Here is a 21,909-nt window from a genome sequence, read left to right as displayed (position 1 = left end):
GAAGGGGTGTCGGTTCGGCGCTCAGTTTGAAAGGATCGTCCTGGCCCGTTCCAGGTCTTGCGGCGTGTCGACGCCGAGCGGCAGCGACCGCACGATCTCGGCGTCGATGCGCATGCCGGCTTCCAGCGCCCGCAACTGCTCCAGCCGCTCGCGGCGTTCCAGCGGCGACGGCTTGAGCGCCACGAAGCGCTCGAGCGCCGAGCGGCGATAGGCATAGAGACCGACATGGTGATAGAGCGCGCCCTCGCCCCAGGGCGCGGTGGCCCGGGTGAAATAAAGCGCCCTCAGCCTGGTGGCCGACAATGGCGAGCCAACGATCTTGACGACGTTGGGATTGGTCTTTTCCTCGTCGCGCTCGATCTCGACGCCGAGCGTGGCGATGTCCACCGCCTTGTCCTCGAACGGCCTGAGCGAGGCCACGATGATCGCGGGATCGATGGTCGGCAGGTCACCCTGCACATTGACGATGGTTTCGACCTTGTTTGCCGGATCCAGCACCGTCAGGGCCTCGAATATCCGGTCCGAACCCGATTCGTGGTCCGAGCGCGTCATCACCGCCTCGAAACCATGCGCGCGCACCGCTTCCGCCACGCCTTGCGTGTCGGTCGCCACCACCACACGGCCAAGCCCGGCCTCGGCGGCGCGGCGCGCGACATGGACGATCATCGGGGCGCCGGCAATGTCGGCCAGCGGCTTGCCGGGGAGCCGGGTCGAGGCCATGCGGGCGGGGATCAGGATCAAGGTGGACATCGGTTTGGCGGGCGTTCGAAACGAGGAGGGGAAAGTGGCAAAAGGTCTCACTGGAAGCGCCCTTATAGGTGTTGCAACGCCGGAGCAAAAGACCTAGTTTCCGCGCGATTTGACCGGCTCTGGAGGGCAGGTCTCGATACCGACGGACGGAGTGGACGGATCGGTCCGCCGGAAAAGGGAGCAAGGGGCGTATGGATTCCAACGAAGTCAACAAGCTGCTCGCCGGATTGCTCGGAACCGTTTTCGTGGTGTTCTCGGTCGGCATCGTGTCGGACGCGCTGTTTGCCTCGCCCGCTCCGGAAAAGCCCGGCTTCGCCATCGAGGCCGCCGAGCCCGCCGAGGGCGGCCCCGCCGCTCCGGCAGCCGCCGAAAAGCCGATCGCGGATCTTCTGGCCAACGCAAGTGCCGAACAGGGCGCTGCCATCTTCAAGAAATGCCAGGCCTGCCACTCCGGCGAGAAGGGCGGCCCCAACAAGGTCGGCCCGGATTTGTGGGATCTCATCGACCGCCCGGTCGCCGAGCATGAGGGCTTCGCCTATTCGGCCGGCATGAAGGAGTTTTCCAAGGGCGGCACCGAGAAGTGGACCTACGACAACATCAACCACTTCATCACCTCGCCGAAAAAATTCGTGAAAGGCACGGCGATGGGCTTTGCCGGCCTGCCGAAGGAAGAAGACCGCGCCAACGTCATCGCCTATCTGCGCACGCTGTCGGACAATCCCAAGCCGCTGCCCGCGCCGGGCGCTGCCGCCGATGCATCCGCCCCCGCCAAGCCCGCCGAAGGGGCCGCACCGGCCAAGCCGGCCGAAGGCGCAGCTCCCGCCAAGCCGGCGGCGCCTGCGGCTCCCGCCGCACCAGCTCCGGCCGCCCCGGCACCGGCGCCTGCTCAATAAATCGGATATAGTCTCGACGACCTTGAAAAAGCCGGGTTCTGCCCGGCTTTTTCGTTAGGAAAACCGCCTCTACGGCGACAAAGCCGCGCATGGCGGTTTTCACGCGCGGCAAATCATCTAGATTGCCTTTCTGGATGATGGCACGCATCGCGAAGAGGACAGTGGATGACGCTTGGCCCAGTGCTTCTCAAATCGTTGCTGGCGGCGGCCCTGCTGGCCGCGGGGTTGCAGGCGGCCCTGGCCGATGAGTGGCGCACCACTTCATCGCTGATCGGCGAATCCAAATATGGCGACAATTTCCAGCACTACGACTACGTGAACCCCAACGCACCCAAAGGCGGCACGCTGAATTCGGTGGTACTGGGCACTTTCGACAGCTTCAATCCCTATATCGTGCAGGGTTCACCGGCCGCCGGCCTGGTCGGGTTCGGCGGCGGCCTGCTCTACGACACGCTGATGGAGCAGGCGACCGACGAAGGCAGTGTCAGCCATCCGCTGATCGCCGACGCCTACAAATACCCGGCCGACTTTTCCTCGGCGACTTACCGGCTCGACCCCCGCGCGAAATGGCATGACGGCCAGCCTATCACCGTCGACGACGTGATCTGGTCATTCCAGGTGCTGAAGGCGAACAGCCCGATGTACAGCCGCTATTTCGAGAATGTCACGGATGCCGTGGCCGTCTCGGATCGCGAAGTCGAGTTTCATTTCAGCCAGAAGGGCAACCGCGAGCTGCCTAAAATCCTGGGTGACCTCGCCGTGCTACCGAAACACTGGTGGGAAGGCACGGATGCCAACGGCAAGAAGCGCGACGTCACCAGGCCGACGCTGGAGCCGCCGCTCGGCTCCGCCGCCTACAAGATCGCCAGCTTCAAGCCTGGCTCGGAAATCGTCTGGCAGCGCGTGCCGGACTATTGGGGTGCCAAGCTGCCGGTGAAGGTCGGCCGCGAGAATTTCGACAGGCAGCGTTTCACTTACATTCTTGATGACAATGCCGCCTGGCAGGCCTTCACCAAGGGCGGACTTGACGACATCAAACCGGAAAACAGTTCGAAGCGCTGGAAGACATTCTATGATTTCCCGGCGGTCAAGGCCGGCGATGTCATCAAGCAGGAATTCAAAACCACCTCGCCAGAGCCGATGCAGGCTTTCATGCTCAACCAGAGGCGCCCGCTGTTCCAGGACCGCCTGGTGCGGGCCGCGCTGACCTATCCTTTCGACTTCGAGACGATGAACCGTACGCTGTTCTACGGGTTCAACACCCGCACCAGCAGCTATTTCCAGGGAACTGAACTGGCCTCCAGCGGCTTGCCGCAAGGCAAGGAGCTGGAAATTCTGGAACAGTATCGCGACAAGCTGCCGCCCGAGCTGTTCACCCAGGAATTCAAGCTGCCGGTCTACGATTCGCCGCAGGCCGAGCGGAAATACCTGAAGCAGGCAGTCGACCTCTTCGCCAAGGCTGGATGGGTGATCAAGGGCGGCAAGATGGTCAATGCCAAGACCGGCGAGCCGTTCAAGTTCGAGATACTCGGCTGGAACGACACCGACCAGGTCATCTCCAGCCCCTATATCGCCAATCTGCGCAAGATCGGCGTCGACGCCACGTTGCGCATCATCGACCAGACCCAGTACGTCAACCGCGTCAACAATTTCGACTACGATGTCATTATCGGGCAACTCGGCCAGTCGGAATCGCCTGGCAATGAGCAGCGCGACTTCTGGAGTTCCAGGGCAGCCGACCGACCGGGGTCGCGCAACTACGCCGGCATCAAGAACCCGGTCGTCGATGCCCTGGTCGACCGCATCATCTTCGCCACCGACCGCGACGATCTGGTTGCCGCCACCCATGCGCTCGACCGCGTGCTGCTGTGGAACTACTACGTCGTGCCGCAGTACTATCGAGCCGTGGTCTGGCTGGCTTACTGGAACAAATTCGGCATTCCCGCCAAACAGCCGAGCTATATCGGCGCCGACCAGAATTCCTGGTGGATCGATCCGGAGAAGGAAAAGGCGCTGGCGGCCAAATACAAGGGCAACAATTGATGGCGGTGCTGCCCCGTCGCGATTTCCTGGGCCTGGGCAGTGCCGCCGCTGTCGCCGCCCTGTTGCCCGGAAAAGCCTTTGCCAATATTGCGACCGGCACCAAACTGCACGGCCTGTCCGCCTACGGCGACCTCAAATACAAACCGGATTTCACGCATTTCGACTACGTCAATCCGGATGCACCCAAGGGCGGCCAGATGAATTTCGCGCCGCCGAACGCCACGCTCAACCAAAGCTTCCTGACCTTCAACACGTTGAATTCCCTGGTATTGAAAGGAGATGCGCCGCCGCGCACCGAACTCTGTTTCGATTCCTTGATGGCAAGCGCGCTCGACGAGCCGGATGCGGTCTACGGCCTGCTTGCCGAGTCCGTCACCTTGTCGCAAGACCGCAACGGCTTCCGCTTCGCGCTGCGACCGCAAGCGCGTTTCCACGACGGCTCGCCGCTAACCGCCGAAGACGTCGTCTTCGCGTTGAAGCTTTACAAAGAGCAAGGGCATCCGAACCTTTCCCAGGCGTTGCGGTATATGACCGACGCGGTCGCCGAGGATCCACTCACCCTCAACCTTACCTTCAACGGCGAACAGTCCGCGCAAAACATCCTCAGGATCGTGGCGATGCCGATCGTGTCCAAGGCCTTTTATGCGGTCAATGATTTCAATGCCTCGACGATGACGCCGCCGCTCGGCTCGGGACCATACAAAATGGGGCGAGTGGCCGCGGGACAGACAGTCGAATATGAGCGCGTGCCCGACTATTGGGGCCGCGACCTCCCGGTGAATCGCGGCCAGTATAATTTCGACCGTATCCGCATCGACTTCTATCTCGACCGGCAGGCGGCGTTCGAAGCCTTCAAGAAGGGTGACACGCATTTTCGCGAGGAGTTTACCGCGCGGGTCTGGGCGACCGGCTACGATTTTCCGGCGCTCAAGGACGGCAAGGTCGTCAAACGGGAATTTCCCGGCGAGAAGACGCCAGACATGCAGGGCGTCGCACTGAACCAGCGTCGTGCGCAATTCCGCGATGAGCGGGTGCGACGGGCGATCGCCCGGTGTTTCGATTTCGAATGGATGAAGCGGGCGTTGTTTTATGGCTCTTACGAGCGCTCTCAATCGAACTTCGAACGGTCGGATTACAAGGCCGAAGGCTTGCCCTCGCCTGAGGAACTGGTCCTGCTGGAGCCATTCCGGGCCGAGTTGCCACCGGAGGTTTTTGGCGAAGCCGTGACGCAGCCTCTGTCCGACGGGTCAGGCCATGATCGCAAGCTGCTGGGCGAGGCTTCGAGATTGCTCGCGCAAGCCGGCTGGAAGCGGGCGGGCAATTTCGTCGTCAACGACAAGGGCGAGCGGCTGCGGGTGGAAATGCTGACGGAGGATGACGGCATCGTTCGCATCTACACCCCATGGTCCGAGAATATGAAGGCGATCGGGATCGACGCTTCGATCCGGCAGGTCGATTCGGCGCAATATGAACAGCGGCAGAGCGATTTCGACTTCGATCTTACCGTGCTGCATTGGTCGATCGGGGCGACGCCGACTGATGACAGCCTGGAGATGCTCTATGATTCTCGAATGGCGAAAATCCCGGGGCAGCGCAACTACCCCGGAACAGAAAGCAAGGCCATCGACGCGTTGATCGTGGCAGCCGGCAAGGCGCGAAGCCGGTCCGAACTCGTCACCGCGCTCAGAGCGCTCGATCGGGTCTTGCGCGCGCGGCTGGACTGGATTCCAACATACTATCTGGCGAATCACCGCGTCGCCTATTGGGACATGTTCGGCTTCGTCGAGCAAAAGCCTGATTTCGGCTTTCCGGTCGAGACGCTGTGGTGGTTCGACAAGGGCAAGGCGGCAAAAATTGGCAAAGGCTGAATTTCTTGCGGGCGTAAGCACCGCCCCTCACCTGCCTGCCCGTCCTCCGCAGCAGCTGCGCCGTAGCTGCGGAGGGTGGACCGGCATCCTCTGCCCGTATAGTGACGGGGAAAGAGGCGCGTTCATCGACGGTTTCGCCAATCACATGCGTCGGGAGGGCACCATCTGATGGGCGCCTATATCCTGCGCCGCATCCTTTTGATGATTCCGACCCTGTTCGGCATCATGGCGATCTCGTTCGCCGTCATTCAGTTTGCCCCCGGCGGCCCGGTCGAGCAGGTCATCGCCAAGCTGACGAACCAGGGCGGCAGCGATCGTCTGGGCGGTGGCGGCGGCGATGCGGGCGGTGGTAATTTCGATGCCGCCGGCGACGTCGGTTCAAAATATCGCGGCGCGCAGGGGCTCGATCCGGAATTCATCAAGAAGCTGGAGAAGCAGTTCGGCTTCGACAAGCCGCCGCTCGAGCGCTTCGGCCTGATGCTGTGGAATTATATCCGGTTCGATTTCGGCGACAGTTATTTCCGCGACATTTCGGTGCTCAACCTGATCCTGGAAAAAATGCCGGTGTCGATCTCGATCGGGCTGTGGATCACGCTCCTGTCCTACCTGATCTCGATCCCGCTCGGCATCCGCAAGGCGGTGAAGGACGGCAGCCCCTTCGACATCTGGACCAGCGGCGTCGTCATCGTCGGCTATGCCATTCCGGGTTTCCTGTTCGGCATCATGCTGATGGTGCTGTTTGCCGGTGGTTCGTTCTGGGACTGGTTCCCGCTGCGCGGCATCGTCTCGGACAATTGGGACCAGTTGTCATGGCCGGCCAAGATCGGGGACTATCTCTGGCACATGACCTTGCCGCTGACGGCGCTGGTGCTGTCGGCCTTCGCCACGACGACGCTGCTGACCAAGAATTCCTTCCTGGAGGAAATCCGCAAGCAATATGTGGTGACCGCCCGCGCCAAGGGCCTCTCGGAACGGCAGGTGCTCTATGGCCATGTCTTCCGCAACGCCATGCTGATCGTCATCGCCGGTTTTCCCGGCGCCTTCATCTCGGCCTTCTTCACCGGTTCGCTGCTGATCGAAAACATCTTCTCGCTCGATGGGCTCGGCCTGCTCGGCTTCCGGTCGGTGGTCGAACGCGACTATCCCGTGGTGTTCGCCAACCTCTACATCTTCTCGCTTCTCGGCCTGTTCGTCGGATTGCTGTCCGACCTCATCTACACCTGGGTCGATCCGCGCATCGATTTCGAGCGGAGAGACGTTTGATGTCGGAGGCAAGTGTTACCGCCGGGGTCGTGCCGGAGCGGATGCCGCGGCCGTTTCTGTCGCCGCTCAACAAGCGCCGCCTGGAGAACTTCAAGGCCAACCGGCGCGGCTACTGGTCGCTGTGGATCTTCCTTGTCCTGTTCGTGCTGTCGCTGTTCGCCGAATTCATCGCCAACGACAAGCCGATCATCGCCTCCTACAAGGGCGAGATCCTGTTTCCGGTGCTGGTCGCCTATCCCGAAGAGAAGTTCGGCGGCTTCTATGCCGTCACCGACTATCGCGACCCGGTGATCCAGGACGAGATCAACGCCAATGGCTGGATGATCTGGCCGCCAATCCGCTATTCCTACCAGACCGTCAACAATGCCATTCCCGAAGCAGCCCCGGCCAAGCCGTCCTGGCAGTATGACGCCAAGACGCGCTGCAACCAGTACCCGCAGGGGGCTGCTGATCCGGCCTGCAGCGTCGGTAACTGGAACTGGCTGGGCACCGACGACCAGGCGCGCGACGTGCTGGCGCGGGTCATTTACGGTTTCCGCATCTCGGTGCTGTTCGGACTGATCCTGACCGCCGGCTCGGCTCTGATCGGCGTCGCGGCCGGCGCCCTACAGGGCTATTTCGGCGGCTGGACGGACCTGCTGTTCCAGCGCTTCATCGAGATATGGTCGGCTATTCCCGTGCTCTATCTCCTGCTTATCGTCGCCGCCATATTGCCGCCGGGCTTCTTCATCCTGCTCGGGCTGATGCTGCTGTTTTCCTGGGTGGCGTTGGTCGGCGTGGTGCGGGCCGAATTCCTGCGCGCGCGCAATTTCGAGTACGTCAACGCGGCGCGCGCGCTCGGCGTGCGCAACCGCACCATCATGTTCCGGCACCTGTTGCCCAACGCCATGGTGGCGACACTGACCTTCCTGCCGTTCCTGCTCTCAGGCTCGATCTCGACGCTGACCTCGCTAGACTATCTCGGTTTCGGCCTGCCGCCGGGCTCGGCCTCGCTCGGCGAATTGCTCAAGCAGGCGCAGCGCAATCTCAACGCGCCGTGGCTCGGCATTTCCGGCTTCGTCGTCATCTCGCTGATGCTGTCGCTGTTGGTCTTCGTCGGCGAGGCGACACGCGACGCCTTCGATCCGCGCAAGACGTTCCGATGAGCGACGCCCCCTTGCTCTCGGTCCAGGACCTCAGCGTCGCTTTTGCGCAAGGCGGACAGCAGTCGCTGGCCGTCGATCACATCTCCTTCGACATCGCCAAGGGCGAGACGGTGGCGCTGGTCGGCGAATCCGGCTCCGGCAAATCGGTCTCGGCGCTGTCCGTGCTGAAGCTCTTGCCCTATCCCAGCGCCAGCCACCCCTCGGGCAGGATCCTGTTCCAGGGCGCCGACCTGCTCGCCATGAACGAGAAGCAACTGCGACGGGTGCGCGGCAACAAGATCACCATGATCTTCCAGGAGCCGATGACCTCGCTCAATCCGCTGCACACGATCGAGCAGCAGATCGTCGAAATCCTGAAGCTGCACCAGGGCATGGCCGACCGCCCGGCCAAGGCGCGCACGCTGGCCCTGCTCAACGAGGTCGGCATTCGCGATCCGCAGAAACGGCTCGACGCCTATCCGCACCAGCTGTCCGGCGGCCAGCGCCAACGCGTCATGATCGCCATGGCGCTGGCCAACGAGCCGGAACTCCTGATCGCCGACGAGCCGACGACGGCGCTCGACGTCACCGTGCAGGCGCAGATCCTCGAGCTGCTGGCCGGCTTGAAAAGCCGCAAGGGCATGTCGATGCTGTTCATCACCCATGATCTCGGCATCGTGCGCAAGATCGCCGACCGGGTGTGCGTGATGACCAAGGGCAAGATCGTCGAGATGGGGCCTACCAAGGACATCTTCGCCAATCCGCAGCACGCCTATACGCGCCATCTCCTGGCGGCCGAGCCCAAGGGCAAGCCACCCGCGGCCAACAGCGCCGCCGCACCCGTGATGACCGGCAAGGACATCAAAGTCTGGTTTCCGATCAAGCAGGGCTTCTTCCGACGCACCGTCGACCATGTGAAGGCGGTCGACGGCATCGATGTCACCGTGCGGGCCGGCCAGACGCTGGGCGTGGTTGGAGAGTCCGGGTCGGGCAAGACCACGCTCGGCCTGGCGCTGGCGCGGATGATCTCGTCGAGCGGAACCATCCAGTTCAACGGGCGCGACATCAACCAGCTCTCGTTCAACGCCATGCGCCCGCTCAGGCGCGAATTGCAGATCGTCTTCCAGGATCCTTTCGGCTCGCTGAGCCCCCGCATGTCCATCGCCGAGATCATCGAAGAAGGCTTGAAGATCCACGAGCCGAAGCTGTCGCTCGACGAGCGCGACGACAAGGTGGTCGACGTGCTGAAGGAAGTCGGGCTCGACCCGGCGACGCGCAACCGCTATCCGCACGAATTCTCCGGCGGCCAGCGCCAGCGCGTCGCCATTGCTCGCGCCATGGTGCTCAACCCGCGTTTCGTCATGCTGGACGAGCCGACCTCGGCGCTCGACATGAGCGTGCAGGCGCAGGTCGTCGACCTCCTGCGCAGCCTGCAGGCCAAGCATGACCTCGCCTATCTCTTCATCAGCCACGACCTCAAGGTCATCCGGGCCCTGGCCAACGATGTCATCGTCATGCGCAATGGCCAGATCGTCGAAGCCGGTCCTTCCGAACAGATTTTTGAAAAGCCGCAAACCGACTATACTCGGGCGCTGATCTCGGCCGCCTTCAAGATAGAAACCGCCCCGACGGGGGTCGTCAGCGAGTGACTCCTTCCTTCGCAATTCCGGACGGAAAGCCGCCTTGCGCCTTTCCCGCAATTGCTCCAAACCGAACAACAGGACAAAATCCATAAATGGAAAAAGGCAAAATCCTGCTTGCCGTCACCGGCTTTCACCCGCAGCGCTGGCGCGAACTGCTGTCCGCAGAGCGCGAGGTGGTGCTCGAGCCGGACGGCGCCAGCGATCCTTCGATCACCTATGCGGTGGTGTGGAAACAGCGGCCGAACCTGTTGGGGTCGCTGCCCAATCTGCGCGCCATCTTCTCGATCGGCGCCGGTGTCGACCACATCTTCTCCGATCCCAGCCTGCCGGACGTGCCGATCGTCAAGGTCGTCGCCGGCAACCTGGCCCAGCACATGACCGAATATGTCGTCTGGCGGGTGCTCGATCATCACCGCCAGGGCCTGCTGTACCGGTCGCAGCAGCCGAAGAAGATATGGCGCGAGCCGGCGCAGCGCACCGCTGAAGATATCTCTGTCGGCATCATGGGGCTCGGCAGTCTCGGCCGCGCGGCGGCGTCGGCGCTGCTGTCGCTCGGCTTCGCGGTCAATGGCTGGTCGCGCACGGACCGGCCGATGGAAGGTGTCGCGACCTATTGCGGCGAGGCCGGGCTTATCCCGTTCCTCAATGCCACAGACATACTGGTCGTGCTGCTGCCGCTGACGCCGGATACCAAGGGTATCATCAATTACGGCGTGCTGAAGGAATTGCGCAAGCGCAACGGTCTTGGCGGCTCGGTGCTGATCAATGCCGGTCGCGGCCGCCTGCAGAAGGATGCCGACATCGTGCGCGCGCTGGACGACGGCACGCTGAAGGAAGCGAGCCTCGACGTGTTCGAGGTCGAACCGCTGCCGAAGACCAGCCCGCTATGGGCCCATCCGAAAGTGTTCGTGACGCCGCATGCCGCGGCCACGTCCGATCCCGTCCACCTGGCGCCGATCATGCTGCGCCAGATGGACGCCTTCGAGCGGGGCGAAAAGCTGGAGAACCTGGTGGACCGCAAAGCGGGATATTAGGCCGCTGGCATGTGGTCATCGGGATCGCCTTAGGCGACCTGCGTCAGCCGGGCAGAGCGAACTTCTTCTGCTTGTCCGGCTTGCCGCAATCGCGGCGCTCGATAGACCGGTTCATGGCGTCGATCTCGCCGCTTGCCTTGTCGGCATCGCGCTTGGTCTTGGAGCGGATATCCGGAATGAACGGGCCGAAGCCCATCGCGGGGTTGGAGAATGTCGGCTTGGCCTGCTGGGACAGATTGTATTGCCGAGCCAGGCCGTTGCGTTGCGCCAGCAACTGGCCGCAAGGCACGCTGTCATATTGCAGTGAAGACTGGACGTTTTCGTCCTGGCGCTCGGACATGGAGTTGCCGACACAGCCCGCCATAACGAGGCAAGAGGCCAAGGCCATCATGTTCCAGCGCATGGAAAATCCCTCCGTACGACACTGCCCCGACATAATCCGGCATGCGATTGGGGCTTTTTCGCAGCAGAGGCACCCACAGGCCTCAGACCGCGTCGCCTGACTGCTGCCCGGCGCTTGGCTGTAGGCCGAGTCAGCAGTCTCTTGCAACAGGCTTCCCGCGCCCGAATTAGCCACTATCTTGGAACAATGCGCGCCAGCGACCTGCTCCATCCCCGGCCCGAGGGCCTTTACTGCCCGCCGGGCGACTTCTTCATCGACCCGGTGCGGCCGGTCAACCGGGCGCTGATCACGCACGGCCATTCCGACCACGCACGCTCCGGCCACGGGTCGGTGCTGGCGACGCAGCAGACGCTGGACATCATGGAGCTTCGCTATGGCGAGGGTTTTGCAGGCACGACACAGACGGCAGGACTGGGCGAGCGAATTGCCCTCAACGGCGTCGACATCAGCTTTCATCCGGCCGGCCATGTGCTGGGCTCGGCGCAGATCGCGGTCGTGCATCAGGGCATGCGCATCGTCGCCTCCGGCGACTACAAGCGGCAGCAGGACGCGACATGCCTGCCGTTCGAGCCAATCGCGTGCGATGTGTTCATCACCGAGGCAACCTTCGGCCTGCCGGTGTTTCGCCACCCGCCGGACGAGGAGGAGATCGCGCGGCTCCTGAAATCGGCGGCGCAGTTCCCCGAACGCTCGCATCTCATCGGAGCCTATGCGCTGGGCAAGGCGCAACGGGTGATGCGTCTGTTGCGCGACGCCGGCTACGACAGGCCGATCTATATCCACGGCGCGCTGGCCAAGCTCAGCGACTACTACCAGAGCCAGGGCATCGATCTCGGTACGCTGGAGCCGGCGACAGTGGAGAGCGCCAGCAAGGATGATTTCACCGGCGCCATCGTCGTCGGTCCGCCGGCCGCCTTCGCCGATCGCTGGGCGAGGCGCTTTCCCGATCCGATCTCCTGCTTCGCCTCGGGCTGGATGCGCATCCGCCAGCGCGCCAAGCAGGGCGGCGTCGAGCTGCCGCTGATCATTTCGGATCATGCCGACTGGGACGAACTGACCGCCACGATCAAGGAGACCGGCGCAGAGGAAATCTGGGTGACACACGGCCGCGAGGAGGCGCTGGTGCGCTGGTGCGAACTCGAAGGCATCGCGGCGCGGCCACTGCATCTGGTGGGGTATGAGGACGAGGGCGATTGATGGCATGAATCGCTTCGCCGAACTGCTCGACCGCCTTGTGCTGACGCCGTCGCGCAACGGCAAGCTGACGCTGCTGACCGATTATTTCCGCAGCGTCGAGGATCCTGATCGCGGGCTGGCGCTGGCTGCCATCACCGGCGACCTCAACATCGCCGCGATCAAGCCGGCGATGCTGCGCACCCTGGTGACCGAACGCATGGATCCGGTGCTGTTCGGCTATTCCTACGACTATGTCGGCGATCTCGCCGAGACCGTGTCGCTGGTCTGGCCGCAGACGCCCGGAACCATACCGAACCGCGAGCCGACGCTCGGCGAGGTGGTCGCGAAGCTGCAGGCGGCGAGCCGCTCCGACGGGCCGAAAGTGCTGGCAAACCTGCTCGACAGTGCCGGCATCTCGGCCCGCTTCGCCATCATCAAGCTGGTCACCGGCGGGTTGCGCATCGGCGTGTCGGCGCGGCTGGCCAAGCAGGCGCTGGCGGATTTCGGCAAGGTCGACGTCGCCGAGATCGAGGAACTCTGGCACGGGCTGTCGCCGCCGTACACAGCCTTGTTCGCATGGCTGGAAGGCAAGGCCGCAAAGCCCGAGAGGGCCGCGCGGGCACTGTTCCGGCCGGTGATGCTGTCCAACCCGGTCGGCGACGGCGATCTCGACAGGCTCGACCCCGCCGATTACGCGGCCGAGTGGAAATGGGACGGCATCCGCGTCCAGGCGGTGTCGGAAGGCGGCATCCGTCGGCTCTATTCGCGCACCGGCGACGATGTCTCCGGCGCCTTTCCCGACCTCGCCGAGGCGATGGTTTTCTCGGCCACGCTCGACGGGGAATTGCTGGTCGGCGATCCCCGGGAAGCGACAGGGACATTCTCGGATCTCCAGCAGCGGTTGAACCGCAAGACGGTGTCACTGAAGATGCAGCAGCAATATCCGGCTTTCATGCGTTGCTACGACCTTTTGCAGGTCGGCGCGGAGGATTTGCGGGGATTGCCCTTCCGGGAGCGGCGCGTCCGCCTCGAAAACTTCGTGAAAACGCTCGACCCGAGCCGCTTCGATCTTTCGCCATTCGTCGCGTTCTCGGACTGGCAGGCGCTGGAGGAACTGCGCCGGGCGCCGCCGCACCCGATCATCGAAGGCGTGATGCTGAAGCGCTGGGATTCGCCCTATGTCGCCGGCCGGCCGAAGGGGCCCTGGTTCAAATGGAAACGTGACCCGCACACGGTGGACGCCGTGCTCATGTACGCCCAGCGCGGCCACGGCAAGCGCTCGAGCTTCTACTCCGATTACACGTTCGGCGTCTGGTCCGGAGCGGAAGGCGAGGAGGAACTGGTGCCGGTCGGCAAGGCCTATTTCGGCTTCACCGACGAGGAATTGAGGCAGATCGACAAATATGTCCGCGACAACACGATCGAGCGTTTCGGGCCTGTGCGCTCGGTGCGCGCCGACCGTGACAACGGGCTGGTGCTGGAAGTCGCCTTCGAAGGGCTCAACCGTTCGACGCGTCACAAATCCGGCGTTGCCATGCGCTTTCCCCGCATCTCGCGGCTGCGCTGGGACAAGCCCGCCAACGAGGCCGACCGCATCGAGACGCTGCAGGCGCTGCTCGATCGTTGATCGCACCCTCTCCGGTGCCGGCGCTCAAGGCTCGACGGAGACGCGGATCTCGTAAATGTTGACCGCCTTGCCCTGCTTGTCGAAATCGGAGTTGATGGCGATCGTTCCGGCCGAGCCGGGCCGCTTGTCGGGGAATTTCACGTCGAAGAGATATTCGTTGCGCTGCTGGCCGACCGCATAGCGTTTGCGGCCGCAATCACCAAGCTCGCCGAAATTGCAGTCGACCGAGATCTGCGTGTCCTTGCCGTCCTCGGCGCGGGCGACGATATCGAACACGGCGTGCTTGCCGGCGAGCTTCTCCAGCACGCCTTGCCCGACATCGAAGCTGATCGCCGAACCGGAAGCGCCGGACTGGATGCGCAGGAATGGCCCGGAATCGTCCTTCATCGTTTCCGCCTTGGCGTCCGACGGAGCGCTGACATGCGCCGGGTCGGTGGGCGAAAACACGTTGATCCAGTTGCGCGCCTGATCGGCAGCGCCGGGCTTTTCCGGCCCGGTCTCGCCATCCGCCGGCGTGAAATCGTCGTCCTCGACGGTCGGCGGCGCTTCGGGCGGCGCGGTGTCGAGCTGAGCCTGGGTCTTGAAGACGCCGGTCTGCATGGCGAAAAACAGGCCGATGCCGACCGCGGCGAGCAGCGTCACGGTGAGGAAGATGGCGGTCAGCGGCAGGCGCCGGCCCCTGATGCGCCTCTCGTCGCGATCGGGCGCCACTTCAGCCGTGGCTTCGGACGAAGCGGGAGCCGACATGTCGATGGACGGCACGCCGGAAAGGGTCGCGTCGGGCATGATGTCTGGAACGACCGGCAAGACGCGCGAGCGCGGGGCATCGGCAGCCGGCTGTGCAGGCTCGTCGACGGAAACTGCGGGCGGCGCCGCGCTCTCGCCGGTTGCGGCGGGTGCAGCCGGGCTCGCCGGAAGCTCGACCGCCGGTGCATCGGACTCAGCCTGGGGAGCGACATCCGGCACCGCCGGCAGGAATTCGGATTCGATTTCGGTGATCTTGGCCTGTATCGCCTTGCGGCGCTTGATGGCGACTTCCACCGTCACGCCGGGATTGGCCTGGAGCGCGCGGTCGAGCGCGGCGAAAGCCGAGCGATAGACCTTTTCGCGGTATGCGCGGTCCTCGGCATTGCCTCTTTCGAGGGCGTTCCGGATCGCTTTTTCGATTGCGTCCAAGCGAGATCCCTCTGTGCGTTGCCCAAACCTCGCCATGATCGTTAGCCGCAGCCGACCAATCAATCAACGGGCGAGCGTCCGCATTCTGCCTCGTTGGAGTGTCCAAAGTCCATCTTGGCGGTATTCCGGCAACGAAATCAACATGCTTCATTGATCTTTGCCGGCAGGGAGGCACGGGGCCAGGCGCAATGTCCCGGCCGATCGGTAAGGGCGTGGCAGCCGGCTTTGTCGGCGATGCGTCGGGGCGGAACGACGCGCAACACGAATTGCCGGGCCGCATCCTGAATTCGCGATCGCCCATCTTGAATTCGCCGTCGGTTGAGTCTATCACCCAGCCCATCTTGGAGGCCTAACGCTTCCCGGGCCGCTTTAGCTCAGTTGGTAGAGCACATCATTCGTAATGATGGGGTCGCGTGTTCGAGTCACGCAAGCGGCACCACTTCCCCAGCCACTGCTGCCGTTGCCATCATGGCATCTGCCCCTGCCACAAGGGTAATCCACTTTCGGCAGCGAAGTCTTTGTCCTCCGCGTAGATCGGTTCGCCTCTTCTCACCACCCGCCGAAGCAGGGCCGCATCTTCGTTGGCGTGATATCGAAAGGCGTTTCGGGTGTCGTATCCGTGCCCGGCCTGGGACAGGGAAAACCCGCTGACGACGACAGGGGCAAAGCCGGCGAAACGCGCCAGTATGATCGCGAAGGCTCCAGTGGAGATCTTCCGGTGCCAGCCGCGGAACATATGATATTTGCCGCTAAGCTGCCAGACGACGTTGGCAAGCTGCCATTTGGTAAGCGCCTGCAAGGTCTCATAATGATAGTCGAAGGTGCGACAACCGGCTTTCAGCTTGTCCTCGACATCAGGCCAAACCGGGATGATCAGGTGCTTTGCCTGCCGTCCTCTCAACAAATCACGCTTGTAGAAATCCTGTTCGCTGGCGTCGACAAAAATGCCGCGGCGGATCACGGCAATATCGGGAACGGGGAGGCCGACGGTTTCCGCCAAAAGCTGGGAAGCATTGACGGTCACAAGTGCCCAATCGGCATCATGTCCCTGCGGGAGGCGAAAATTCGGCGCCGAGCCCATCACCAAGGCGGGACCCGTGGCCCTGGGCAGGCGAAGAATTGGCTTTGAGAAGGCTGGCAAGAGATCCGAAAGCGGAGTTTTCATCCGGGAATCTGAACCGCCTGTTCCTCAAACGCGCGCAGGATGCTCTCTTCCCGGCTCCACAATTCGTCCCATTGCGTGGTGCCGGACCAACCCGCAAACCAAGGGCCGCCGAGCGTATAATGCGCCAGCGAGACATCGGCGGGATCGAGTTCGGAAGCCGAAGCCCCGACGAGGTAGTTCCACGCCAGGGGCAATTCGCCGATCTCATGGTCCTCAAGCCATTTGAAGGCGTGGAGGTCACGTCCGGGCCACGTATTGAGCATCTCCTTGGTCAGCCGCTTGTTGGCGGGATGATCCAGATTCCATAAAACGACCGACGACCAGTTCTTGCGGCGATAGAACGTCTGCGTTTGTCCGTCCATCTTGACCGCTTCGGATTCGCGTTGCTGGTGCTTGACCGCCATGATCGCGTAGGAAGGATCGAGCAGATCGAGCAGTTTGACCGGATCCTTCAGAAACAGGACGTCGCAATCGCAGAACATGGCCCAGCCGCTTTGCCCCATGAACGGAACGGCAAAGCGCGATATGGCAAACTCGGTCGCCATCGGCGCCTCGGAAATCGGGCACCAGAGCTTACCGTCACGTACTTCCATCGGCCGCGTCATGATTCCTTGGGCTACAAGGTCCTTGAGCACGAGCGGCTGTATCTGCAACGGGGTGCTTGTCCGCCGATAGGCGCTCCATCGCGCCACGTCCAGAACTCGGGATTCGCGCGGATCATAGCCAATGTAGATTGGTATCATGTGGCAGTTCTGTAATCTGATGTGAATTTAGACGAATCTAGCATGGCAGCACTGCACGCGGAAGACCAGAAGCACATTCGCAATGCCGTGTGTCCGGGTTGCCACGAGCGTTTCATCTCTGAAGGTATCGATGGTGTTTTTGCGCGACAAGAGCCAAGCAACCGGCATCGCGCCTCTTCACGACGGACCTGTCGAGCGGGTCGTCGCACTCACATTTGAGACAGCTCACCAGCAAGCCACATCGACCGTTGTTATTGGACCTCACATCTCCCGGCCTGGCCCGTCCAGAGTGGCAGACCGAGCGAGTCCGCCACGTGCGGATCGCTCGTATAAAGGGGGAAACCGAGCGCCAACAGCGCCAGCAGGGTGGCACGGTCGGAACCGACGTGCATCCGGTCGATGTTCAGTTTGTTGTACACATGGCCGTGCGAACCTGGGTCAATACCCGTGATGATCACGGCCGGCGCGCCGTTATGCAAGGCGTAAAGGACCGCCGTGATCCCGGTCGAGAACTTCTCCTCCAGATGCATCTCGAAATTGGGCACACCCATCACTGCTTCGTAGAGCGCCATGCGCTGGTGACGGGTCATCGTGCGCAGGTCGCGACAGCGGTAGTTGAAGGCCGCGATGTTGCAGCGCAATTCCTCCATCGTGCGGTGTGCACGCACAATCCAGAGCAGATCGGTCTCCTGGCCGGTCAAGACGGCGCGCACGGCCACAGCGTTGGGCTTGGTCGCGTCAAGTTGGTTGACGTAAAGAAATGTCGCGTCAGGAGTACCCATCCCCCAGCGGGCAGTCACGGTCTGCGAGCCATTCACGGTAAAGAGTGTGAAAGCATCGCGCTGAAAACCCACCGGCGGGTTCGAGACCGGCGCGGAGCCCACGACGAGGACCGGCTTTGTAAGCGGCACAGGGTGCCGTGGCGCCTGGGGGTGCAGCAGGCGATATAACAGTTTCCGCTTAACCACGAGAAGCGGGTGATCGAACAAGCGCTTGCGCAGCGGCTTCTGTGCATCGGGATTCGCTGCGCTATGCTCTGCAATCTCCAGAGCGATCCCCTTGGCCTTCGCCAAACCGGCCTCCTCTCAATGCTTTCCCGGGCATGTACTCCCCCCTGCCAGCCGGCGTTGATCAGCGGCTTGATCGTTGGGGCAGGCAGCAACCATAACGTGACGAATCATTTCCTCCGGCGCTCTGATGGGAACCCTTCGCTTTTCCCCAAGCGCTTCAAGCCTCTCTCACTCAATGTCGCAACTCTACTGTATTCGGCACGAGACTGCATGCGGGTTGCTGTTGTTTGTTGCTTCTGATCACGGTTCGATAGAACTCCGTCCGAAACTCATGGTGCCAGATCGGCAGCATCGCCGAAGCGATAGCCGCGCTCAATACTCAGCAGAGGATCAATCTCCACCAGCCGAACAGGAATTTCAACATCCAATTTCGACAACAAACGGCAAGACACATTGCTGCAACTGCGACCGAATCTGCAACTGCGACCGAGACCCGACCTCAAAACGCCGCCTGGCACTGTGGATCGCGATGCTGGCCGAATGCATCCGCCATTGTCGAGACCGAGGTTTGATGTGAAACTCCCGGCGTCAGCATGGGAGGTCAAAATGCCCAACAGTTTCAAGACCGGAGACGTCGTCAAGCTGAAGTCCGGAGGCCCGAAGATGACGATAAGCGACGGTGCCGCCTCCGGCACATATATGTGCCATTGGTTCAACCGCGAGGGCGATGTGTGGACCCCGCAGCATGCCGGCTTCAAGCCGGACCAGCTGGTGGTGGCGGACCAATCGACATAGAGCGGTTCACCGTTTCGCGGAAACGGCGAAACGCTCTATCTCTTTGTTTTTACGCAATTCCATAGGGAAAGCGCTACGCGCTTTTCCCGGGAAACCGTACACACTTTTCTTGGAATTGCTCTAGTTCCTGCCCTTCGGCTGAAGGGTTCGAACATGGCGCAAGCAGCGCCCGATCGGGCGCGTTGTTGCGGCATGCGCCTGCCGGCACAAAAGTCACCGACGGATTTCTACCGCCGCTGCGTTTAACGGAAGAAGCGTCGCCACGGCACAATGCCATGGCAGCGCGCCAACCGGAGACGCCAGCATGATACGCCGTTCGATCCTTGCCGCTGCCTTGAGCCTGCTGACCGCCACGGCGTTCGCCCAGACGGCGACACAGCCTCCGGCCGCGACGTCCCCTTCTGCACCGCCCCCCGCTGCCGCGCCAGCCACGTCAAAGACCAGGCCCGACATCACGCTGGCCAAGTTCCAGAAGCGGCGTGAGAAGGCGATCATGGCCGCCGACACGGATGGCGACGGCAAGATCAGCCTGCTGGAATGGGAGGCCCTCCAGGCAAAGCGCGGCACCAAGGGCGACCCGACACAGTCCTTCGCGCGCGCCGACTCGAACCATGACGGCTTCATCGACCGCGCCGAGCTCGATGCGTTCTTCGCCCAGCGCTTCGCCAGGCTGGACAAGAATGGCGACGGCGTTCTGAGCGTCGACGAAATGCCGGGCCACAAAACCGCTCCCAAGCCGGAGCAATGAACGGGGGTAATGGCACGCGATGACCATCAGGGGTGCGCCAGCCGATGAGCGCGGATCCGGACGAGGATCTGGTTCGTCGTATCGGCGCCGGCGATCCGGCGGCCGTGCAAACGCTGGTCGCGCGCAAACTGCCGCGTATCCTGGCGCTTGCCGTGCGCATGCTGGGCGACGCGGCGGAAGCCGAGGATGTCGCGCAGGAGACCTTCGTCCGACTCTGGCGCCATGCCTCGGGCTGGCGGCGCGGCAATGCCCGCTTCGACACCTGGATCCACCGGGTGACGCTGAACCTCTGCTACGACCGGCTGCGCCGCCGCCGCGAATGGGTGACAGACGATCTGCCGGAGGTGATGGACCCGGCGCCGCTTCCGGATGCCCAGCCGCGGGAAGACGCGCAGCGCGTCGAACAGGCCCTGCAAGCCATCGCCCCGCGCCAGCGCGAAGCCATCATCCTGGTCTACTATCAGGACATGTCGAACATCGAGGCGGCCACGACCCTGGAGATCAGCGTCGATGCCCTGGAGAGCCTGCTTTCGCGCGGCCGCAGGGCGTTGCAGGCGATCCTGGCCAGGGACGGTGTCCATGAATGAAAACCGCGCCGCCATGAAGGCGCAGCGTTCGCGCCTTGCCGACACCGCCTGGCGGCCGGCTCCGATGATCGCCGCGCCGTGCGGGCACGCGATGCCAGCGGGCAAGGGGCCAACAGGCAAGGGAAAGACCGATGTCTGACCGATCCAGGGACGCACCGACGATGGATGCCGAACGCTTTGCCGTGCTGGCGGCAGCCTATGGCGGCGACTTGCGGCGATGGCCACAGGCCGAACGCGCGGCGGGCAGCATCCTTGCCGCAAGCGACGCGGGCGCGGCTATTCTGAGGAATGCCGGCAAGCTCGACGCCCTGCTCGACAGCTATCGCGTCGAGGCGCCCGGCAAGGCGCTGCACGGCGGCATAGTGAGGGCTGCCGACCGGCATCTTGCCCAACGCTCGCGCCAGCGTTTGTGGTGGCTGGGACTGGGACTTGCCGGCATCGGCCTGGCCGGCGCGGTTGCCGGATCGGCTTTGGTGATCGTCGCCACGCCTGAGGTTCAGCCCGATCAGTATGTGCTGGACGCCAATGCGACGGCGTTCGGCGATGCCGGTCCCGACGACACCATCGAGGAAAACCTATGAGCACGGGCCGCAAGCTCCTCATCGCGTCCGTGGCGCTGAACGTCTTCCTGGCCGGCGCCCTTGCCGGCGGGGCCGTCCGGCTGAGAAGTGGCAAGGCGGGCCAGGGCTATTCGCTGGAAGCGGCCGGAGGCCGGCTTCCGGACCAGGAACGCAGGATCTTCCGCAAGGCGTTGCGTGAGGTCCGGCGCGAATCCCGCCAGGTCATTCTCGACGGCCAGCAGGCCAGGCGCGAGGCCGCCGACCTGCTGCGGCAGCCCACCCTCGACACTGCAGCCCTGACAGCCGCGCTCGAGCGGGCCCGCAACGCCGACGTCACCATGCGCATGCGGCTGGAGCAGCGCATTGTCGAGTTTGCCGCGGCAAGTTCGGCAGAGGATCGCGGCGTTCTGGCTGAGGGGCTGACAAGACGCGCCGGGCTGCCGCCGGCGCCAAAAAAATCGCCATAAGCACCGACGGAATGCGCCGAAGCCGCCGTTTAAGGCAAGAAGGGCACACCTGCCGGACCGCTTGGTGCGAACAGGTTTTCAACTTCGAGACTATTTGGAGTATCGTCATGAACCGTCTGACACAATACGCGGCGGCCGCCGCGCTTGCCTTGACCGGAACGGCCGCGACCGTTGCGGCGGCATCCGCCACGCCGATGCTGGCCCAGCCAAGCGCCCCGGCGCTGATCGAGCATGTGGCATGGGGTTGCGGCCCCGGCTGGCATCCCAACCACTGGGGGCGCTGCGTGCCCAATCGGGGGGTTGTGTATCCGCGTTATTACCGGCCCGGCCCGGTCTTCCACGTCTGGCACCCCCATCCTGTCTGGCACCCACATCGGGTCTGGCACCGCTGGCGTCACTGGTAAGCGTGCGCGGGGGCCAGCCGCTTCACCGGCCTGGCCCCCTCGACCGCAGCAACCGATCCGACCTGAGCGCATCGCGCCGAAAACGGGTTCATGCGCCGCGCTGGGCCTGAACAAGGAGCTGACGTGGCTATCCCGGCCAAAGGCTCCATGCCGCCGGACGCCGCCCTGGTCGGTGGTGCTGCTCGCCGGCGGCGCGATCAAGGGGGGCCGCATCATAGCCGACTGGCCGGGCCTGAAGCCGGGCCAGCTCTACGACCAGCGCGATCTGGCGCCGACCAGCGATGTCAGGGCGGTGCTGAAAGGCCTGCTCGCCGACCAGTTCGGGCTTTCGGCGGCCGTGCTCGGCGACAAGGTGTTCCCGGAGTCCGCGGCGATGAAGCCGATGCGCGATCTGGTCGTCTGAATTCCGGTTGCAGATGGCGATTAAGGT

The 21,909-nt window shown here is 63.2% G+C and carries 22 protein-coding genes, 1 tRNA gene and 2 pseudogenes; 19 read left to right on the top strand and 6 right to left on the bottom strand.

From position 1 onward, the window contains the following. Window positions 1-21 precede the first annotated feature (21 nt). Window positions 22-750: a 3-deoxy-manno-octulosonate cytidylyltransferase gene (locus FJ867_RS13880; protein ID WP_140556751.1), complete on the bottom strand. Its 729-nt coding sequence runs from the start codon at window positions 748-750 to the stop codon at window positions 22-24. 191 nt (window positions 751-941) lie between these two features. Here FJ867_RS13880 and FJ867_RS13875 point away from each other — a divergent pair, with 191 nt between their 5' ends. The 7 genes from FJ867_RS13875 (at window position 942) to FJ867_RS13845 (ending at window position 10,618) form a co-directional block, all read left to right on the top strand. Next, window positions 942-1,643 (top strand): cytochrome c family protein, encoded by a 702-nt coding sequence (locus FJ867_RS13875; protein WP_140496880.1) that lies wholly within the window; start codon window positions 942-944, stop codon window positions 1,641-1,643. A gap of 165 nt (window positions 1,644-1,808) precedes the next feature. Further along, the gene (locus FJ867_RS13870; RefSeq protein ID WP_140564885.1) at window positions 1,809-3,686 is read left to right on the top strand and encodes an extracellular solute-binding protein; all 1,878 of its coding nucleotides are present in this window, start codon (window positions 1,809-1,811) and stop codon (window positions 3,684-3,686) included. Beyond that, the gene (locus tag FJ867_RS13865; protein WP_140523801.1) at window positions 3,686-5,554 is read left to right on the top strand and encodes an extracellular solute-binding protein; all 1,869 of its coding nucleotides are present in this window, start codon (window positions 3,686-3,688) and stop codon (window positions 5,552-5,554) included. Before FJ867_RS13870 ends, FJ867_RS13865 begins: the two co-directional genes overlap by 1 nt. A 168-nt stretch (window positions 5,555-5,722) precedes the next feature. Further along, the gene (locus FJ867_RS13860) at window positions 5,723-6,817 is read left to right on the top strand and encodes a microcin C ABC transporter permease YejB (RefSeq protein ID WP_140496886.1); all 1,095 of its coding nucleotides are present in this window, start codon (window positions 5,723-5,725) and stop codon (window positions 6,815-6,817) included. Continuing rightward, on the top strand, window positions 6,817-7,962 hold the full coding sequence (locus tag FJ867_RS13855; protein WP_140556756.1) for an ABC transporter permease: 1,146 nt from the start codon (window positions 6,817-6,819) through the stop codon (window positions 7,960-7,962). Before FJ867_RS13860 ends, FJ867_RS13855 begins: the two co-directional genes overlap by 1 nt. Next, a complete protein-coding gene (locus FJ867_RS13850) occupies window positions 7,959-9,590 on the top strand; it encodes an ABC transporter ATP-binding protein (RefSeq protein WP_140685050.1) in 1,632 nt (543 codons plus the stop codon). Before FJ867_RS13855 ends, FJ867_RS13850 begins: the two co-directional genes overlap by 4 nt. 86 nt (window positions 9,591-9,676) lie before the next feature. After that, the gene (locus FJ867_RS13845) at window positions 9,677-10,618 is read left to right on the top strand and encodes a glyoxylate/hydroxypyruvate reductase A (protein WP_140496893.1); all 942 of its coding nucleotides are present in this window, start codon (window positions 9,677-9,679) and stop codon (window positions 10,616-10,618) included. Window positions 10,619-10,661: 43 nt separating this feature from the next. Here FJ867_RS13845 and FJ867_RS13840 read toward each other — a convergent pair whose 3' ends face one another. Beyond that, a complete protein-coding gene (locus tag FJ867_RS13840) occupies window positions 10,662-11,021 on the bottom strand; it encodes a hypothetical protein (protein WP_140817643.1) in 360 nt (119 codons plus the stop codon). Between the two features lie 186 nt (window positions 11,022-11,207). Between FJ867_RS13840 and FJ867_RS13835 the strand changes: the two genes are divergently transcribed. Further along, entirely contained in the window at window positions 11,208-12,218 is a 1,011-nt protein-coding gene (locus tag FJ867_RS13835) for a ligase-associated DNA damage response exonuclease (protein WP_140523790.1), read from the top strand. A 4-nt stretch (window positions 12,219-12,222) separates the two neighbouring features. Beyond that, entirely contained in the window at window positions 12,223-13,824 is a 1,602-nt protein-coding gene (locus FJ867_RS13830) for a cisplatin damage response ATP-dependent DNA ligase (RefSeq protein ID WP_140817641.1), read from the top strand. A gap of 24 nt (window positions 13,825-13,848) precedes the next feature. Here the strand turns inward: FJ867_RS13830 and FJ867_RS13825 are convergent, their stop codons facing one another. Continuing rightward, window positions 13,849-15,000 carry a hypothetical protein gene (locus tag FJ867_RS13825; RefSeq protein WP_140496901.1) on the bottom strand — a complete coding sequence of 384 codons (1,152 nt, stop codon included), beginning with the start codon at window positions 14,998-15,000 and terminating at the stop codon, window positions 13,849-13,851. A 363-nt stretch (window positions 15,001-15,363) separates the two neighbouring features. On the opposite strand from FJ867_RS13825, the gene FJ867_RS13820 reads away from it, so the two are divergent. Then, window positions 15,364-15,439 (top strand) — tRNA-Thr (locus FJ867_RS13820). Between the two features lie 27 nt (window positions 15,440-15,466). Here FJ867_RS13820 and FJ867_RS13815 read toward each other — a convergent pair. Then, window positions 15,467-16,165 (bottom strand): hypothetical protein, encoded by a 699-nt coding sequence (locus FJ867_RS13815; RefSeq protein ID WP_140523785.1) that lies wholly within the window; start codon window positions 16,163-16,165, stop codon window positions 15,467-15,469. After that, window positions 16,162-16,908, bottom strand: a complete 747-nt coding sequence (locus tag FJ867_RS13810) for a hypothetical protein (protein WP_140496937.1) — start codon at window positions 16,906-16,908, stop codon at window positions 16,162-16,164. Before FJ867_RS13810 ends, FJ867_RS13815 begins: the two co-directional genes overlap by 4 nt. Before the next feature lie 105 nt (window positions 16,909-17,013). Between FJ867_RS13810 and FJ867_RS28965 the strand changes: the two are divergent. Continuing rightward, window positions 17,014-17,149 (top strand): annotated as a pseudogene (locus FJ867_RS28965) (IS630 family transposase); the annotation flags it as partial. A gap of 10 nt (window positions 17,150-17,159) precedes the next feature. Here FJ867_RS28965 and FJ867_RS13805 read toward each other — a convergent pair. Continuing rightward, window positions 17,160-17,981, bottom strand: coding sequence for a membrane-anchored protein (locus FJ867_RS13805; protein ID WP_246675043.1), 822 nt, complete (start codon window positions 17,979-17,981; stop codon window positions 17,160-17,162). A 543-nt stretch (window positions 17,982-18,524) separates the two neighbouring features. Between FJ867_RS13805 and FJ867_RS13800 the strand changes: the two genes are divergently transcribed. From FJ867_RS13800 to FJ867_RS13770, 8 genes and pseudogenes are all read left to right on the top strand, one after another. Further along, on the top strand, window positions 18,525-18,713 hold the full coding sequence (locus FJ867_RS13800) for a DUF2158 domain-containing protein (RefSeq protein WP_140496939.1): 189 nt from the start codon (window positions 18,525-18,527) through the stop codon (window positions 18,711-18,713). A 304-nt stretch (window positions 18,714-19,017) separates the two neighbouring features. Next, a complete protein-coding gene (locus FJ867_RS13795) occupies window positions 19,018-19,461 on the top strand; it encodes an EF-hand domain-containing protein (RefSeq protein ID WP_140670834.1) in 444 nt (147 codons plus the stop codon). 44 nt (window positions 19,462-19,505) lie between these two features. After that, on the top strand, window positions 19,506-20,048 hold the full coding sequence (locus tag FJ867_RS13790; RefSeq protein ID WP_140817639.1) for an RNA polymerase sigma factor: 543 nt from the start codon (window positions 19,506-19,508) through the stop codon (window positions 20,046-20,048). Beyond that, on the top strand, window positions 20,041-20,187 hold the full coding sequence (locus FJ867_RS28755; RefSeq protein WP_181165287.1) for a hypothetical protein: 147 nt from the start codon (window positions 20,041-20,043) through the stop codon (window positions 20,185-20,187). The genes FJ867_RS13790 and FJ867_RS28755 overlap by 8 nt, the downstream gene beginning before the upstream one ends. Next, window positions 20,180-20,629 (top strand): hypothetical protein, encoded by a 450-nt coding sequence (locus FJ867_RS13785; protein WP_140629966.1) that lies wholly within the window; start codon window positions 20,180-20,182, stop codon window positions 20,627-20,629. The genes FJ867_RS28755 and FJ867_RS13785 overlap by 8 nt, the downstream gene beginning before the upstream one ends. Then, window positions 20,626-21,075, top strand: coding sequence for a periplasmic heavy metal sensor (locus FJ867_RS13780; RefSeq protein ID WP_140817637.1), 450 nt, complete (start codon window positions 20,626-20,628; stop codon window positions 21,073-21,075). The genes FJ867_RS13785 and FJ867_RS13780 overlap by 4 nt, the downstream gene beginning before the upstream one ends. Before the next feature lie 107 nt (window positions 21,076-21,182). Next, window positions 21,183-21,479: a hypothetical protein gene (locus tag FJ867_RS13775; protein WP_140496949.1), complete on the top strand. Its 297-nt coding sequence runs from the start codon at window positions 21,183-21,185 to the stop codon at window positions 21,477-21,479. A 169-nt stretch (window positions 21,480-21,648) separates the two neighbouring features. Further along, window positions 21,649-21,882, top strand: a pseudogene (locus FJ867_RS13770) (hypothetical protein); the annotation flags it as partial. Between the last annotated feature and the right edge of the window lie 27 nt (window positions 21,883-21,909).

The organism is Mesorhizobium sp. B2-5-3 (genome assembly GCF_006441005.1).
In the GTDB taxonomy this organism is placed as follows: Bacteria; Pseudomonadota; Alphaproteobacteria; order Rhizobiales; family Rhizobiaceae; genus Mesorhizobium.
This window is presented reverse-complemented; position numbering and strand designations above follow the sequence as displayed.

Bases quoted from the DNA above. Each gene is read 5' to 3' on its own strand.
- FJ867_RS13785 (WP_140629966.1), top strand. From the start codon at position 20,180: ATGTCTGACCGATCCAGGGACGCACCGACGATGGATGCCGAACGCTTT.
- FJ867_RS13795 (WP_140670834.1), top strand. From the start codon at position 19,018: ATGATACGCCGTTCGATCCTTGCCGCTGCCTTGAGCCTGCTGACCGCC.
- FJ867_RS13860 (WP_140496886.1), top strand. From the start codon at position 5,723: ATGGGCGCCTATATCCTGCGCCGCATCCTTTTGATGATTCCGACCCTG.
- FJ867_RS13780 (WP_140817637.1), top strand. From the start codon at position 20,626: ATGAGCACGGGCCGCAAGCTCCTCATCGCGTCCGTGGCGCTGAACGTC.
- FJ867_RS13840 (WP_140817643.1), bottom strand. From the start codon at position 11,021: ATGCGCTGGAACATGATGGCCTTGGCCTCTTGCCTCGTTATGGCGGGC.
- FJ867_RS13800 (WP_140496939.1), top strand. From the start codon at position 18,525: ATGCCCAACAGTTTCAAGACCGGAGACGTCGTCAAGCTGAAGTCCGGA.
- FJ867_RS28755 (WP_181165287.1), top strand. From the start codon at position 20,041: ATGAATGAAAACCGCGCCGCCATGAAGGCGCAGCGTTCGCGCCTTGCC.
- FJ867_RS13810 (WP_140496937.1), bottom strand. From the start codon at position 16,908: ATGATACCAATCTACATTGGCTATGATCCGCGCGAATCCCGAGTTCTG.
- FJ867_RS13775 (WP_140496949.1), top strand. From the start codon at position 21,183: ATGAACCGTCTGACACAATACGCGGCGGCCGCCGCGCTTGCCTTGACC.
- FJ867_RS13855 (WP_140556756.1), top strand. From the start codon at position 6,817: ATGTCGGAGGCAAGTGTTACCGCCGGGGTCGTGCCGGAGCGGATGCCG.
- FJ867_RS13865 (WP_140523801.1), top strand. From the start codon at position 3,686: ATGGCGGTGCTGCCCCGTCGCGATTTCCTGGGCCTGGGCAGTGCCGCC.
- FJ867_RS13845 (WP_140496893.1), top strand. From the start codon at position 9,677: ATGGAAAAAGGCAAAATCCTGCTTGCCGTCACCGGCTTTCACCCGCAG.
- FJ867_RS13880 (WP_140556751.1), bottom strand. From the start codon at position 750: ATGTCCACCTTGATCCTGATCCCCGCCCGCATGGCCTCGACCCGGCTC.
- FJ867_RS13815 (WP_140523785.1), bottom strand. From the start codon at position 16,165: ATGAAAACTCCGCTTTCGGATCTCTTGCCAGCCTTCTCAAAGCCAATT.
- FJ867_RS13850 (WP_140685050.1), top strand. From the start codon at position 7,959: ATGAGCGACGCCCCCTTGCTCTCGGTCCAGGACCTCAGCGTCGCTTTT.
- FJ867_RS13875 (WP_140496880.1), top strand. From the start codon at position 942: ATGGATTCCAACGAAGTCAACAAGCTGCTCGCCGGATTGCTCGGAACC.
- FJ867_RS13830 (WP_140817641.1), top strand. From the start codon at position 12,223: ATGAATCGCTTCGCCGAACTGCTCGACCGCCTTGTGCTGACGCCGTCG.
- FJ867_RS13870 (WP_140564885.1), top strand. From the start codon at position 1,809: ATGACGCTTGGCCCAGTGCTTCTCAAATCGTTGCTGGCGGCGGCCCTG.
- FJ867_RS13790 (WP_140817639.1), top strand. From the start codon at position 19,506: ATGAGCGCGGATCCGGACGAGGATCTGGTTCGTCGTATCGGCGCCGGC.
- FJ867_RS13835 (WP_140523790.1), top strand. From the start codon at position 11,208: ATGCGCGCCAGCGACCTGCTCCATCCCCGGCCCGAGGGCCTTTACTGC.